Annotated in this window: 9 protein-coding genes; all 9 read left to right on the top strand. The window is 65.2% G+C overall.

All coding sequences use genetic code 11. The annotated features are described in order from the left end of the window. Window positions 1-35 precede the first annotated feature (35 nt). The 9 genes from ABIC44_RS01080 (at window position 36) to ABIC44_RS01040 (ending at window position 15,895) form a co-directional block, all read left to right on the top strand. On the top strand, window positions 36-866 hold the full coding sequence (locus ABIC44_RS01080) for a polysaccharide biosynthesis/export family protein (protein ID WP_307099065.1): 831 nt from the start codon (window positions 36-38) through the stop codon (window positions 864-866). Window positions 867-910: 44 nt separating this feature from the next. Then, on the top strand, window positions 911-2,278 hold the full coding sequence (locus ABIC44_RS01075; protein WP_354293132.1) for an ATP-binding protein: 1,368 nt from the start codon (window positions 911-913) through the stop codon (window positions 2,276-2,278). Then, entirely contained in the window at window positions 2,275-3,642 is a 1,368-nt protein-coding gene (locus ABIC44_RS01070) for a GNVR domain-containing protein (RefSeq protein ID WP_307099061.1), read from the top strand. Before ABIC44_RS01075 ends, ABIC44_RS01070 begins: the two co-directional genes overlap by 4 nt. Continuing rightward, entirely contained in the window at window positions 3,639-4,307 is a 669-nt protein-coding gene (locus ABIC44_RS01065) for a P-loop NTPase family protein (RefSeq protein WP_307099059.1), read from the top strand. The genes ABIC44_RS01070 and ABIC44_RS01065 overlap by 4 nt, the downstream gene beginning before the upstream one ends. 8 nt (window positions 4,308-4,315) lie before the next feature. Continuing rightward, on the top strand, window positions 4,316-5,431 hold the full coding sequence (locus tag ABIC44_RS01060) for a glycosyltransferase family 4 protein (protein ID WP_354293131.1): 1,116 nt from the start codon (window positions 4,316-4,318) through the stop codon (window positions 5,429-5,431). A 174-nt stretch (window positions 5,432-5,605) separates the two neighbouring features. After that, a complete protein-coding gene (locus ABIC44_RS01055) occupies window positions 5,606-6,775 on the top strand; it encodes an acyltransferase family protein (RefSeq protein ID WP_354293130.1) in 1,170 nt (389 codons plus the stop codon). 294 nt (window positions 6,776-7,069) lie between these two features. Then, window positions 7,070-12,121: a hypothetical protein gene (locus ABIC44_RS01050; RefSeq protein WP_354293129.1), complete on the top strand. Its 5,052-nt coding sequence runs from the start codon at window positions 7,070-7,072 to the stop codon at window positions 12,119-12,121. Between the two features lie 250 nt (window positions 12,122-12,371). Further along, complete coding sequence (locus ABIC44_RS01045) at window positions 12,372-14,507, top strand: type I secretion system permease/ATPase (RefSeq protein ID WP_354293128.1); 2,136 nt, start codon at window positions 12,372-12,374, stop codon at window positions 14,505-14,507. Then, complete coding sequence (locus tag ABIC44_RS01040) at window positions 14,504-15,895, top strand: HlyD family type I secretion periplasmic adaptor subunit (protein ID WP_354293127.1); 1,392 nt, start codon at window positions 14,504-14,506, stop codon at window positions 15,893-15,895. The genes ABIC44_RS01045 and ABIC44_RS01040 overlap by 4 nt, the downstream gene beginning before the upstream one ends.

The following is a 15,895-nucleotide window of genomic DNA, read 5'->3' as shown; positions in this document are numbered from 1 at the left end:
GGCCGGATATCGCGCGAATAGCATGAGGACGAAAAATGCGCCGTAAGCATAAGCTATTGCTGGCCATGGTCGTGCTGACGCCGGGCATGGCGTCGGCCCAGCAGGGTGTCGCGCCCGCCCCCGTGCGGACGGCCCCGCTGCCGACCCCGGGGGTGCGCCCGGTCGATACCGCCGCCAGCGCCTATGTGCTGGGCCCGGACGACGAGATCGAGATGAAGGTCTTCGGGCAGGACAATATGTCGCTCAAGACCCGTATCCGCGCCGACGGCACGATCACCGCGCCGTTCCTGGGCAATATCCAGGCGGCCGGGCGGACCACCGCGCAACTCGCCCAGCAACTGAGCGAGGCCTATCTGCGCGGCGGCTATCTCAGCCGTCCGTCGATCAACATCGAAGTCACCAACTATGCCAGCAAGAGCGCGACGGTGCTCGGCTCGGTCGGGCAGGCGGGCCTGTATCCGCTCGATCGCCCCTATACGGTGGCGGCGATGGTCGCGCGTGCGGGCGGCCCGCGCGCGGACGGGGCCAATACGGTGATCCTGACCCCGATGGGTGGCCAGCCCGAGCGCATCTCGCTGGCCGATGTCAGCGGCGGCGCGGCGCGGCTGGTCCAGCCGGGCGACACGCTGTTCGTGCCGGTCGCCGAGCAGGTCTATGTCTATGGCCAGGTCGAGAAGGGCGGCGGCTTCCCGGTCCAGCCGGGAATGACCTTCCGTCAGGCGCTGGCGCTAGCCGGCGGCCCGACGCTGGCGGGTTCGACCAAGCGGATCGAGGTGCGCCGCGGTGGCAAGGTCCTGCCCAAGGCGACGCTCGACGACGTGGTCCAGCCCGAGGACGTGCTGGTCATCAAGGAAAAATGGTTCTGATCCTGGGGCCGTGGAACCCGGTAATGGCGTTGGGAGTGGCGTAGATGGGGTTCAAGACATGGCTGGCCGCGATCAAGGCCTGGCTGATGGGGGGCACGGCGGAAGCGGCCACCGGCTTGCCGCGCCCGGTGACGGGTGAGCGGCCGATGGGCCGCGTGCCGGTCGGCGGCGCGGTGCGGTCGCCGGTGCCGGTCGCCCCGGCCTTCGCCGCGCCTGCCCCCGCTCCGTCGGGGTCGGCGCGTGCGCGGATCCATGCCGCGTTCGACACCGGCATGCCGGTCGAAAGCCGCGCCGGACTGGCGGGACGATCCGAAGAGCTGAACCGGCTGGTCGAGGCGGTCATCGAGAATGGCAAGCACGGCATCGTCTTCGGCGCGCGCGGTTCGGGCAAGACCTCGCTGTCGCGCGTGTTCGGCGATCTGGCGGACGAGAAGGGGGCGGTGGTCCTCTATAATCTCGCCAGCGGCGACCTGAGCTTCTCCGAGCTGTATCGTCCCTATCTCACCGAATTGGCGACCATTCCCGGCGGCGGATTGCGGCGCGGCGACATCGCGTCGCTGCTCGATGCGCCGTTCGACGCGCGCGCGCTGGCCAGCATTCTGGCGGAGCGGGTGCGTCGGCCGGTCATCCTGGTGCTCGACGAGTTCGATCGCGTGGAGTCGGCGGCGACCAAGTCCGAGGTCGCGGCGCTGATGAAGCTGCTGACCGATATGCGCGCCACGACGCGGGTCGTGACGGTCGGCATCGCCGCCAATGTCGAGGATCTGATCCAGGGCCATCCCTCGCTGCGCCGCCACATGGTGTCGGTGCCGGTCGGCGGGATCGGCGCGGAGTCGCTCAAGGATCTGTTCGTGCGCTGCTGCACGCAGGCCGGGCTGACGGTTGAGGACGGTGCGGCGAGCGAGGTCGCGTCGGCGGCCTATGGCTCGCCCTATCACCTTCGGCTTTTCGGCCTGAACTGCGCGCTGGCCGCCGAGAAGGCGGGCGTGAGCCGGATCGATCGCGAGATCGTGCGTATCGGGTTCGGCAAGGCCTTTGCGGACTGGCGAATGCTCAGCGCCACGACGGCGGACCTGCTGGTGCGATGCGCCCAGCTGCCGACCGGGCACCGCTTCGTGATCGCGCTGATCGCCTATGCGGCGGCGATGCGCACGCGGGTCGACCAGGCCGAGATCACCGCGCTGGCGATCGGCGACGGCTCGCTCGACCCGGCGGTCGTCCAGGCCGCGTTCGACATGCTCCGTCCCATCTTGCGGCCCAGCGCGATCGACGGCCAATATCTGTTCGACGACGCGCTTGCGCCGCAATTCTATCTCCTGCTGCACAGTGGCAGGATTGATCCGCAACCGGCCGACCAGGGCCTGCGCTCCGACCTGCGAGCGTTCCTGGAGCAGGGAGGGCCCATGGCATGACCAGTTTTTCCGATCTCTTGATGGCGCTGCGCCATCGCAGCCGACTGGCGATCGTCGTGGGCGGCGTGGTCTTCGCGCTCATCGCGGTGCTCGGCTTTCTCCAGCCGCGCGCCTACACCGCCAGTTCGTCGATCCTGATCGATCTGACCCAGCGCGATCCGACGACCGAACGTCAGGCCAGCGAGACCGCGGCCTCGGTGATCGATACGATCATCGGGACCCAGCTCGACATCATCCGCAGCGGTGCCGTGCTCGAAGAGGTAGCGCGTCGTGCGCCGCCATCGGTCCTCGCCAAGGCGGGGGAAGGCACGGCGGAATCGCGCATGCAGCGTGCGGTCGGTATTCTTCGCCGCAATCTGAAGGCCGATGCCGACAAGGGCAGCAATGTCATTCAGCTCAGCTATACGGCACCCACCCCTCAGGAAGCGGCCAAGACGCTGAACATCATCACCGAGGTGTTCCTCGGTAAGCAGGTGGCGCTGCGTAGCGTCGCTGCGCGCGAGAATGCCAAATGGTATGACGCCCGGACCGCAGAGGTTCGCAGCCGACTGGAACAAGCGCAGCGCCGCCTGTCCGACTTCCAGCGCCAGCATGGCATCGTCGGCGTGAACCGCATGGATCTCGAGGCCGACAAGGCCCGCAGCCTGTCGACCGAGCTCGTCGCGGCCCAGGCCGCCGCCGCCGCCGCCCGTTCCAAGTCGGGCTCGGCCGCGCAGCCGGAGGTCGCGCAATCGACTATCGTGCAGGATCTCCAGCGCGAAATCGGCGTCCAGGCCGGTCGCGTGGCCGAACTGTCCAAGACGCTGGGCCCGAACCACCCAGACATGGTGGCGGCGAATGCGCAACTCGCCGCGCTGCGCAGCCAGCTGGGCAATGCACGATCTGTGCAGGCCCAGGCGCTGACCGCCGCCAGTTCGGCAGCGGCCCAGCGCGAAGCCACGCTTCGTTCCGATCTGGCGCAGCAGCAAGCCCGGATGGTCGCCTTGTCGAGCGTGCAGGACGATCTGAACGTGCTCCAGCGTGACGTCGACGCCGCGCGCCAGACCTATGACACGGTGCGCCAGCGCTTCAACGAAGCCACGCTTCAGAGCGAGATTTCGCGGGCCAATGCCAGCAGCCTTGATCCGGCCGAACCGCCCCTCCTGCCGTCCAAGCCCAATCTGGTGCTGTGGCTGATCGCCGCCATCATCCTGGGCGCCGGCACCGGATTGGCTGCCGCCTTGGGCTCCGAAATGCTCCGGCCGCGTCTGCGCACGCCGGCGGGCACGTCGCAGTCGCTTGATCTGGACGTGCTGGCGGATATGACCGACTTGCGGTCGACGCAAAATAGCGGCTGGGCCGCAAACCGGGAGGTAATGGCGTGAGGCTCCGTTCGAGCGCGAATTCCGCGCAGTCCTATGCCGAGGCTGAGGCGCTGCAGGGGCGGGCGACAGGGCAGGGGATCGATCCCCTGCTGGTCGCGGCCTTCACGATGGACGACCCCTATGTCGTCGCGATCCGCAGCATCCGCAGCTCGATCGTCCAGCGTTATGAAGACGTGTCGCGCGACACGCGTTACTGCGCGCTGATCGGTCTCGATTGCAACGAGGCGCTGGCGGTGATGGCCGCCAATCTGGCCGTGGTAACGACGCATATGGGATCGTCGACGCTGGTGGTCGACACCAACCATGCGCATCCGCGCGTCGCCGAACTGTTCGGCTGTTCGGATTCGCCGGTGGTCCAGTCGACGCCGCTGGTCGGGTTGACGGTGATCGGGACGGGGCGCGGCGAGGGCGGTGTGGCCGACCCGGTCGAGCGTCGCCCCCTGATCGAGCAGCGCGACGAATGGAATGCGCGGGTCGATCAGGTCATCGTTGCGATCGCGTTGAACGAGGCGCATAGCGCCGCCAGTATCGCCAACGCGCTGCATGGCTTCGACGCGGCGGTGATCGTCGCGCGCAAGAACGTGACGCAAGTCCGGCCGACCCGTGCGCTGATCGACGTTCTGGACCAGCACCGCGTGCCGATCGTCGGTACGGTTCTGGTTTGAGCCACGCCATGGCGTCGGAGCACGGTCCTGCGCGCGCGGCACCCCGGGTGCTGCACGTTTGCGACAGCATCATCGGGGGGACTGGAAGCTATCTTGCGGAGCTCCTGACTCCGCAAGCCAAGCTATACGGGCCCGCGCAGCTTATGCTGCTGATGCCGCGCCAGCACATCCCTGATCTTGAGCCTCGACTGATCGATAGCGGCATTTCGCTCGTATATTTCCATCGCCCCAATCGATTGCTGGGCATGGTGATGTTGTTTTTTGCATATCTGGCATGTTTGAGGCGCTATCGCCCTGACATCGTCCATGCCCATTCGTTCGGCGCTGGGGTCTGTACCCGTATCGTACCCTGGTTTCGCCGCCACCGCTTGGTTTTCTGCCCGCATGGCTGGGCTTTCAACATGCCGGTGAGCGCATGGATTCGGAGGGCGATAACCCTTGTCGAGCGCATTCTGGCTATGCGCGTCGACCGCATCCTTTTGATATCCCAACACGAGCGGCAGTCTGCCGAACAGGCCGGAATGCCCGTCCGAAAGTTGGTAACCATTCCGAATGCGATCGCGACGGAGCCGCCTCCGGTTGCGGCGGTTTCATGGCAGGATACCCGGATCAAGCTGTTGTTCGTCGGGCGGTTTGATCGACAAAAGGGGTTGGATTTGCTGCTGGATGCCATTCGACCTCTTGGGGCAAAATATAGCGTCCGCGTCGTCGGTCGTCGGGTGGTCGGCAACGGCGTCGATTTGGGTGAGCCGCTGGATTTCGTGGATTTCGTCGGTTGGCGCGATCGAGACGAGGTCTCGGCCGAAATGAAGGCTGCGGACGCGGTGATCGTGCCGTCACGCTGGGAAGGCTTTGGCCTGGTAGCGATCGAGGCGATGCGGCTCGGCCGCCCGGTGATCGCATCCGACGCAGGCGGACTGAACGACATTCTGGATCATGGCCGCTATGGTTTCAGTTTTCCGGCCGGTGACGTCCAAGCACTTCGCACCCTGCTGACCAATCTTGATAAAGATCAATTGCCGTCATTTGGAGAAATTGGTCGCAAACGTTTTCTGGCAGAGTATTCCGCGGACCGTATGGTCGGCCAAGTTGACGATGTTTATCGCGATTTGATGACCAAATGATTTTGTTCCGGTAATTTGCGGCAATCTTTTCGGCCAAATTGGTCTCCAGACACGCCGTGTGGCACCGCCATGGGACAGATTCGCCTGTTGGCCTATTGAGTAATCCTTAAAGAAGCTCATGTTGTGAACCCGTTACACTGTTCCGCATGGGGAACGAACGGGGTTGGCTTTTGGATGGCGGAACGACAGATCAGGTTCGATGCGCTGGACGCGTGGCGGGGCATTGCGGCGCTGATCGTCGCCCTGTTCCATTTTCAGGCAGCCGGATATTTTTACGCGGTTCCGCTGGTGCGGCATGGTAACCTGGCCGTGCCGTTCTTTTTCGTCCTGAGCGGCTTCGTCATTACCCATGCCTATCGATCCAAGCTGCATGACGCGGGGGACGGCTGGCGGTTCATGATCCGACGTTTTGGACGTCTATATCCGCTGCACTTCGTCACATTGATGGTTCTTGTCGTGCTGGAACTCGCAAAGCTGGCCGCGATGCAGTTCGGGTTTTCCGCCGCCGAGGGCGCGTTTCAGGGTACGAACAACATATCGTCGCTGATCGCCAACATCTTCCTGCTGCACGCCATCATTCCATTTCCCGACCTGAGCTGGAACGCAGCGAGTTGGTCGATCAGCACGGAATTCTACACCTATCTTGTGTTTTTGCTGGTCTATCTGCTGTCCGGGGCTCGTCATCGCCTGCTGGGATGCGCCATGGCCTTTGTCGCATCCGGGCTGGTGTTGTTGAATATCGAGATATTCCACCCGCAACTGGGCATCGTGCAAGGCATGGGCATGGCGCAGTGCGTGTTCGGTTTCTTCACGGGCAATCTGACATACGAGCTGTATCTGCGTCTGCGTGACAATCCCGTATTTCAGGGAACACGGCCCGAGATACTCGCGACCGTGCTGATGGTGCTGTTGTTCTGGTTCAAGCCGCCCTTCATCTCATTCGATATTTTGGTGTTCGGCCTGGTCATCCTGCTGTTCTCCTATGAGGGCGGTGCCGTGGCGCGTGTGATGCGTGCGCCGGCGCTGCAGCGACTGGGGGAATTGTCCTATTCGATCTACCTCGTGCACTTCATCATCTTTGCCGTGATGTTCGTCATCGTGCGTCTGGCACAGGCGAAGTTGCACGTGCCGCTGATCGGCGCGATCGGCGGGATCGAGGTGATGGATTTCGGCCCGTCCTGGCTCATGGACTTGGTCGCCCTAGGCTATCTGATCACGGTCGTTATCTGTGCGACCCTGACCTATCGGTTCGTCGAGGTTCCCGGTCGCCGCTTTTTCAATCGCCTGTCCCGGAGCCGCGCCCAGCCCGAAATTCCGACCGGGGTTGAACCAACCCAGGCCTGACATGTTCAGGGCGGGCAGCCACCGGAAACAGGCTTTCCGCAGCATTAATCATTTGTTGGTCTTTGCGACGTAACGTTTGCGCAATGAGTTATGTCGCTGATCCAATTTACTTAAAATTGGTTTAGCTATTCCGATTAGAGATTCGGCCACGGATGGACTCCGATATTGGGGACCGAACCTAATCGGAGTTCCAAGCCCGTGGCTGCTCAACCTGCTTCCGTTTCTGCCTTTCTTTCGACGCTGGGCGTAAACGCCCATGCGGGCAGCGCGAACGGTGCCTATGCGAATTCCAGCATGGTGCTAAGCGCGCTGAATTACCTGGGGATCAGCACGGTTCGTGATCATTTCACGAACCTGGGCACCGGTGGTGCCGCGGTCAGCGCGATGGCCGCGGCCGGTATCAAATTCGATTTCGTGGCATCGTCCGATCTGCCTGCCAAGGGTGATGCGGGGATGGCGGACTATGTCGCCGGACTGAAGGCGTTCCAGAGCAAATATGCGGGCAGCATCTTTGCGATCGAAGGGCTGAATGAAGTCAACATTCAGGCTTTCAACTACAAGGGCAGCGGCGATCTGGCGGCTGCGGCGGCCTATCAAAAGGCGTTGTACGGCGCCGTGAAGGGCGACTCCGCCCTGTCCGGTATCCCGGTCATCAACCTGTCGATCGGGTTGGAGAGCAGCTCGGCCTACGCCGCCATCGGCAATCTGGGGGCCTATGCCGATTACGGCAACGCCCATGCCTATACCGCGACGGGGTGGCAGTCGGACAAGGTCATGGAGGCGTCGATGGCGCGCGCGGCGGGCGCGGCCAAGGGCGATCCGGTCATCGTCACCGAAACGGGCTATACGACCCTCAAGAGCGACACCGGTCTGGGCGTCAACGAGAGCGCGCAGGCCAAATTGACGTTGAACGCGGTTCTGCATGCGTATGAGAACGGCTCGAGCAAGACATTTCTTTACGAACTTTTTGACAGCAGCCTGGAGCCCACGGGTCCGGCGCGGGAATTCAACTTCGGCCTGTTCAAGACGGACGGCACGCCCAAGCAGGCGGCCGTTGCCCTGCACAACCTGACCAGCATCCTGGCCTATACCGATGCCGGGACCGGCACGGCGGCCAGCGCCGCGACCGCCTATACGCTGAAGGACATGCCCGCCGATGGGCATTCGATGGCGTTGACCAAGGGCAACGGCGCCTACGACCTGGTGCTGTGGCGCGACGTGAAGATGTGGGACAGCGTCAGCCAGACCGAAACGACGACCGCGCCGCGTTCGATGACCATCGATCTCGGCGGGGTGCAGAAGACCGTCTATGTCTATGATCCGCTGAACGGCACGACGCCGATAGCGACCTATACGAATGTCAGCTCGATCACCGTCGCCATGGGCGACAGGCCGCTGATCGTCGAGGTCGGCGCGAAGGGCGCCTATACCGAGGTCAAGCCCAGCGTCGCGCCCGACCTGACCCTGACGGCGGAAGCCTTTGTCGCGCAGATCGACAAGCTCGCGGTGTCGACCGGGCTCAACAGCGTCACGCTGACCGGCTCCTCGGTGCTGCAGGTCGCGTCGGACGCGACGATGAAGTACATGGTCGCCAATTACGGCTCGGTCCTGTCCAAGGTGAAGGGCAGCTATTCCTTCCAGGTCACGCAGACCGGAGACAATTGGAAGGAAGAGCGCAGCTTCGACAGCGCGGGCAAGCTCACCGGCACGGTGGATTATGGCTATTCGGCCGGTGTCCTCGCCAATGTCCACAGCGAACTGGCCGACGGGACGGTCAACGATCGGACCTATAATGGCGGCAAGCTGGCGCAGGTAACCACGCTGGCGCCTGGTGGGCTGCGCACGACGATCACCTATGACGTGGCGACGGGCAAGCCCACCGCAATGTCCGAGGTTACCTCGTCGTCGACGACGTACAGCGTCTACAAGAACGGGATCTTGTCGACCCGGACGATCAATGCCGCCGACAAGAGCAGCGAAGTGGACAGCTACGACTCGACCGGCAGGCTGACCACGACCGTCCGTGTCGATACGGCCGGTGTCTGGACGACGACGAACTTGGATGCCGCTGGCAAGGCGACGCGCGTCTTCATCGAACGGCCGGACGGTACCGGCGAGAACACCACCTATGGTATCACCGGCCAGGCCTGGACCACCCAGCGCCAGGTGACGGCCGCAGGCGGGCGGGTCACGCTTGTCGAGCGTATCCGCGCCGACGGCAGTTTCGTCAGCACCGAACGTTATCCGGGCGACGGCAGCAGCGTCGTGACCAGCTTCGACAGCCGTGGCGTCAGGCAACAGGAGGTCAGCGTCTCGGCCAAGGGGGATCGGACGACGCTGGTCTATGATACGGCCAGCGGCAATGTGAAGACCCGTGTCGACCAGACGACGGCCGGGACCACCACGATCACCTATAGCGGCGGCGCGATGACCGACCGCACGCTGGTTCGCGCGGACGGCAGCCGCCAGTCGGAGACCTTCTCGAACGGCGTCTGCATCCGCCTTGTCGAAGTGGCGGCCGACGCGACCTTTACCACCCGGCTATTCGATCCGGTGTCGGGCAAACCGACGAAAATCTATGTCACTAGCCCCGACGGCACCAATACGAACACGACCTTCGGCATCACCGGCAAGAGCTATGTGACCGAAGTCCAGATCGTCTCGAAGGCGGGCAAGGTCATGTCCGTCGTGCGCACCCATGCCGATGGAACCTATGACTATACCGACATCACCGGAAGCGACGGCAGCCATACGCTGACCTATTACAACGCAAGCGGACAGCGCACGAGCACGACGATCATCGCGCCGGACGGCAGCCGCACGACCAAGACCTATGATATGTCCGCAGCTTCGCAGACCGGGCAGACCCCGCAGCTCGTGGAGAGCAACAAGACCACGACCAATGGCGGCACCTCGACGGACGCGGGGCCTGCCGGTTCGGGCACCAGCATCACCTATGCCTATGACGCCAACGGCGTGCGCAAGTCGCAGCTGGCGGTGGACGCCGCGGGCAACAAGACGACCACCACCTATGATACCGCCACGGGCGCGGTGACGGCGGTCTATGCCGCCTATGCCGATGGCAGCGGCGAGACGCGGCTCTATGGGATCACGGGCAAGAGCTGGACGACCGAGGTTCAGGTCACGAACACGGCCGGCAAGGTGATCGCGCTGACCCGCACCCGCGCCGATGGCAGCGCGGTCTATACCGAACGGCGCGACGGCAACGGCCTGACCGTGACGACCTATGACGCCAAGGGCGGCAAGCAGGTCGAGACGATGACCGCGAGCGATGGCGGCCAGACGATCCTCACCTACGCATCCGATGGCCAGCTGACCCAGCGCGTGACCAAGCCCGTAGCGGGCGGTTCGACCACGGCCACGATCTCGTCGGGCATCGTGACCTCGCTGCTGACGGTCGCGCCCGATGGGGCACGCACGACGACCAAATATGACGCGAAGGGCGCGAAGCTGAGCGAGCAGTTGGTCGATGCCGCCAACACATGGACGACGACGAATTACGATGCGAACGGCAATGTCAGCCGCCGCTATGTCAAGCGGGCCGATGGTTCGGGCGACAATTATGCCTATGGCATCACCGGCCAGACCTATGTCAGCGAGCATCAGACGCTGGATACGCAGGGCAAGGTGATCGGGGTCGAGCGGCGCAACGCTGATGACAGCTTGGCCTATCTCGACCGGCGTCTGGACAATGGCGGGCGCCAGATGACCAGCTTCGACCAGAGCGGCCGGATGACGCAGGATATCGTCATCGCCGCCGACGGTGGCGAGGTCGTCAAGGACTATGACGTCGCCAGCGGCAAGGTGAAGCGTCAGCTGGACCGGCCGGCGTCGGGCGATGTCATCGTAAGCCAGTTCGACCAGGGCGTGATGGTCAGCCGTCGCAGTCAGCTGGCGACCGGCAATATCGTCCTCGAAACCTTCAATGCCGACGGGTCGTGGTCGGCGGATACGTTGAACAGCGCAGGCTCGAAGATCCAGTCCCAGAGCCGCGACGCATCGAACACCTGGCGCACGACGCTGGTCGATGCGGCGACCGGGCGGCCGACGATGCTGTTCGTCCAGCAGGCGGACGGCACCTCTGAGAACACCGTCTATAATGTCACGGGTCAGAATTATACGACCCAGGTCCAGAAGGTCGACGCCAAGGGCGTGGTCGTGGGGGTGACGCGTCTGGGGTCCGATGGATCGTTGCGCTACACCGAGCAGCGTCGCGCCGATGGCGGCATCGATGCCTCCTATTATGACGGAAAGGGGCGCAAGACCTCGGACGTCACGATCGCGACGTCGGGCGCGCGCGACACGCGCAACTATGACGCGGGGACCGGCACGCTGCTGAACATGGTGTCCGAGCAGGCCGATGGCGTGACTGCGACCACCTATGCCGGCGGCAAGGTCAGCCGCGTCGATTTCAAGGGAAGCGATGGCGCCAAGCGAACCCGCGATTACAATGCCGCCGGAACCCTGGTGTCCGACGTCACGGTCACGGCTGCCGGAGAGTGGACGACGCTGAAGTACGATGCTTCGGGGACGCTGACGACCAAGTACGTCACCCATGCCGACGGTACGGGCGAGAACACCCAATATTATGCCTCGGGTCAACCTTATGCCGAGCAGCGGCAGGTGGTCGATGCGAACGGCAAGGCTGTGGCGGTGTTCCGCTATCGCAGCGACGGCACCCTGTCCTTCACCAGCCAGACGGGCGAGGATGGCCGGACCGAGCTGTACCGCGATGCGCAGGGGCGAGCGACGACCCAGTTGCAGGTCCGCACCAATGGCGACCGGATCGAGACGCAGCTCGATGCCGCCACCGGCACGCCGTTGTCGGCCACCGCGAAGCTGGCCGATGGGACGAGCGTCGTGTCGACCTATACGGGCGGCGTTCTGGTCCGCCGCGTGACCCAGCCAGCGGGCGGCAGCGCGACGACCGAGACCTTCTCGGCCAGCGGTCACGATACGACCAGGGTCGCGGCCCAGCCCGGTTTCGGTGTGATGGTTTCGGACTCGAAGGGGTGGATCAGCGGCGGCGCGACCGACGACATCCTGCTCGCCGACCGGCGGGACATGGTGCTGACGGGCGGCAGCGGCAGCGACCGGTTCCTGGTCACGCTGGGGGCCAGTGCCACGATCCGCGACTTCGGCGCGGGCCATGACCTGCTCGACCTCAGCGCCTTTGCCAAGTCGGGCTATCAGCCGATGATCTCGCTGGAGGGCGGCAATACGCTGCTCCGTTATGCCGGAGGAGAATCAGTCACGCTGATCGGTGTCACGCCGGACAAGCTGAACACGAATCAGGCGGCATCGGGGCTGTTCCAGCTCGGCTGATCGCGATTGGGCGGCCAGAACGAGGCCCGGACGACGAAGTTCCGTCGTCCGGGCCTTATTTTTGTTCGGCCCATCGACCAAGTGCTGTCGTGACAACGAAAATGTAGGGATTTCACGCTATTGCGGTCGCATCGGATGGTGGTGCCGAGCGGGGTGCAGGCCGCCACGATCCGACCGTCGGAAGCCCGGACAGGGCGGCACCCCGCCGCCCGCCGGTTCCGGCAAGCCATGAGCGGGTGGACGGTCGACAGTGGATTTCAAAACTATTCGTGACGATAGCGGGCTGACGGCGCTCGCCGCGCTATTGGCCATCCATCGCATCGCGGTCGAGCCCGAGCAGCTTCGCCACGGCCTGGGGCATTTCCACAGCCTGACCGGGGACGATCTGGTCCGGCTGGCCAATGGCATGGACGGCGTACGCGCCAAGACGCGCCGTGCCGACTGGGCGGAGCTGGGCCGGATGCCCTTGCCCGTGCTGGGCAACGGCCCGGAGGGCTGGTTCCTGATCGGCCGGATGCAGGGCGACGAGCTATTGGTCCAGCGGGCCGGGGCGCCGGTCGTGAAGATCGGCCGCGCCGAGTTCGAGGCGATGTGGTCGGGCGAACTGGTCCTGATCGCCACGCGCGAAAGCGCACGCCTCAACCAGCGCGGTTTCGACATTTCCTGGTTTATTCCGCAGATCGTCCGCTATCGGCGGCTGATCGGCGAGGTGCTGCTGCTGACGCTGGCGCTCAACCTGCTGGGCCTGGCGGCGCCCCTGTTCTTCCAGACGGTGGTGGACAAGGTGCTGGTCCATGGCACCATGTCGACGCTGGCGGTGCTGGCGATCGGCTTCGTCGCGGTGTCCTTCTGGGAAACCGCGTTCGGCTGGCTGCGCACCCGGCTCTATTCCGAAACCAGCCAGAAGATCGATGTCGAGCTGGGCGCGCGGCTGTTCCGTCATCTGCTGCGCCTGCCGCTCGGTTATTTCGAGCAGCGCCGCGTCGGCGACACCGCCGCGCGCGTCCGTCAGCTGGAGACGATCCGCGAATTCCTGACCAACGCCTCGCTGACCGTACTGATCGACCCGGCCTTTGCGCTGGTCTTCCTGGCGGTAATGGCGCTCTATTCGATCAAGCTGTTCCTGATCAGCATCATCGCGATCCCCGCCTATATCGCGGTCGCGGTGCTGGTGACGGGGCCGCTGCGCAACCGGCTGGACGACAAGTTCGAGCGTGGCGCGGCCAACAACGCCCTTCTGGTCGAGACGATCGCGGGCATCCAGACGGTCAAGGCCGCTGCGGTCGAGCCGCAATGGCAGGACAATTGGGAGCGCAAGCTGGCGGGCTATTCCGCCGCCAACCAGCGCGTCATCGACCTGGGCAATAGCGGGTCGCAGGCGATCCAGCTGATCTCCAAGCTGAACCTGGCCGCCATCCTCTATTTCGGGGCGCAGGCGGTGATCGCGCAGGACATGACGGTCGGCGCGCTCGTCGCCTTCAACATGTTCGCGCAGCGCGTGTCGGGTCCGGTCATCCGCATGGCGCAGCTATGGCAGGAGTTCCAGCAGGTCCGCATAGCGGTCGACCGGCTGGGCGACGTGCTCAACCACCGGGTCGAGCCGGGCAGCGGCAGCCAGACCGCGCTTCCATCGATCCGTGGCGACATCCGGTTCGAGCGGGTTCGCTTCCGCTATGGCGATGACGGCCCCTGGACGCTGGAGGATATCGACCTGGCCATTCCGGCGGGCTCGACGCTGGGCATCGTCGGGTCGTCGGGCTCGGGCAAGTCGACGCTGACCAAGCTGCTCCAGCGGCTCTATGTCCCGGCGGGGGGGCGCGTCCTGATCGACGGCACCGACGTCGCGCAGATCGATCCGGCCTGGCTGCGGCGGCAGATCGGCGTGGTGTTGCAGGAGAATATCCTGTTCAACCGCACGGTGCGCGAGAATATCGCGCTCGCCAACCCCGCGCTGCCGATGGAGCGGGTGATGGAGGCCGCCGAGCTGGCAGGGGCGCACGAGTTCATCACGCGACTGCCGCAAGGCTATGACACCATGATCGAGGAGCGCGGTGCCAACCTGTCGGGTGGCCAGCGTCAGCGGCTCGCCATCGCCCGCGCGCTGATCAACCGTCCGCGCATCCTGATCTTCGACGAGGCGACCTCCGCGCTCGACGCCGAGAGCGAGGAGATCATCCAAACCAATCTCAAGCGCATGGCGGCCGGTCGTACGGTCATCATCATCGCCCACCGCCTGTCCGCGATCCGCCAGTGCGACCGCATCGTCGCGCTGGAACGCGGGCGGCTGGTCGAGACGGGCTCGCATGACGAACTGCTCGCCACCGGCGGGCGCTATGCCGATCTTCACCGACGCCAGATGGGCGTCCTGTATGGAATTGCATCATGAGCACGCTGGCGCAGAACTGGGCGCTCTTTCGCACCGCATGGTCCGAGGATCGTGCCGAACGGCGCGGGGCGGCCCGTCCTCTCGAACACAGCTTCCTGCCCGCCGCGCTGGAGGTGATCGAGCGGCCGGTATCGCCGACCGCGCGGATCACCGCCTGGCTGCTGATGGGCGGTCTGGCGCTGACCGGCGGCTGGCTGGTGCTGGGCAAGGTCGATGTCGTCGCCTCGGCACAGGGGCGGACGGTCCCGGCGGAGTCGGTCAAGCTCGTCCAGTCGGCGACCGGCGGCATCGTCCGGCGCATCTGGGTGCATGAGGGCGATGTGGTCCGGCGCGGCCAGCCGCTCGTCGACCTGGACCCGACGCTGTCGAGCGCCGACGAGGCACAGGCGCGCCAGGCGCTGCTCGCGGCCGAGATCGATGTCGCGCGCAATGCCGCGATCGTCAACGGCCTGAGCGGTGGGGCTGGGGTCTTCACCGCGCCCGAGGGGACGCCCGCCGATGTCGCGGCGACCCAGCGCCGCCTGGTCGCCGCGCAGATCGCCGGTGCTCGCGCGACCGAGGCTGGCCTGGCGGCGGCGCGGCGCTCCGCTTTGTCGGATGCCGAGGCGGCGGCGCAGCAGATGCGGACCTATGCCGCCAACCAGCCGCTGCTCGACCGGCAGGTCCAGGCGGTCGAGACGCTGGCCCAGCGCGGCTATGCGTCGGGCATGCGCGTGCTCGAGATGCAGCGCCAGCAGCGGGCCGAGGCGGGCAACCGCAACGTCGCCGCAGCGCAGCGCTCACGCGGCCTGTCGGAAGCCGGGCGCTATGCCGAGGAACTGGCCCGTTCGCGCGAGCAGGCGCGCCAAATCGCGCTGTCCGACCTGTCCAAGGCGCAGACCGAGGCGATGCAGCGCCGCGAGGAACTGACCAAGGCGCGCCAGCACAGCCGGATGCAGCGCCTGACCGCGCCGGTCGACGGCACGGTGCAGCAGCTGAGCGTCCATACGCTGGGCGGCGTGGTCGAATCGGTCCGGCCGTTGATGGTCGTGGTGCCCAACGGACAGGTCACGGTGGAGGCCAAGCTCCTCAACCGCGACATCGGCTTCGTCCGGGCGGGCCAGTCGGTCGCGGTGAAGCTGGAGGCCTATCCCTTCACCCGCTACGGCACGGTGCCGGGCCATATCCTGTCGGTCAGCCGCGATGCGGTGACCGAGGAGAAAAGCGCGCCCTATTATCTGGCCCGCATCGCGCTCGACCGCCGGACGATCGGGGTGGATGGGCGTCAGGTGCCGCTAACGCCGGGCCTGAGCGCCACGGCGGACATCCGCACCGGTCAGCGGCGCCTGATCGAATATCTGATCGACCCGGTCAGCCGCGACGTATCCGAAGCGGCGCGGGAGCGGTAG

The sequence above is a fragment of the Sphingomonas sp. 1185 genome, from assembly GCF_040544655.1.
Lineage (GTDB): Bacteria > Pseudomonadota > Alphaproteobacteria > Sphingomonadales > Sphingomonadaceae > Sphingomonas.
This window is presented reverse-complemented; position numbering and strand designations above follow the sequence as displayed.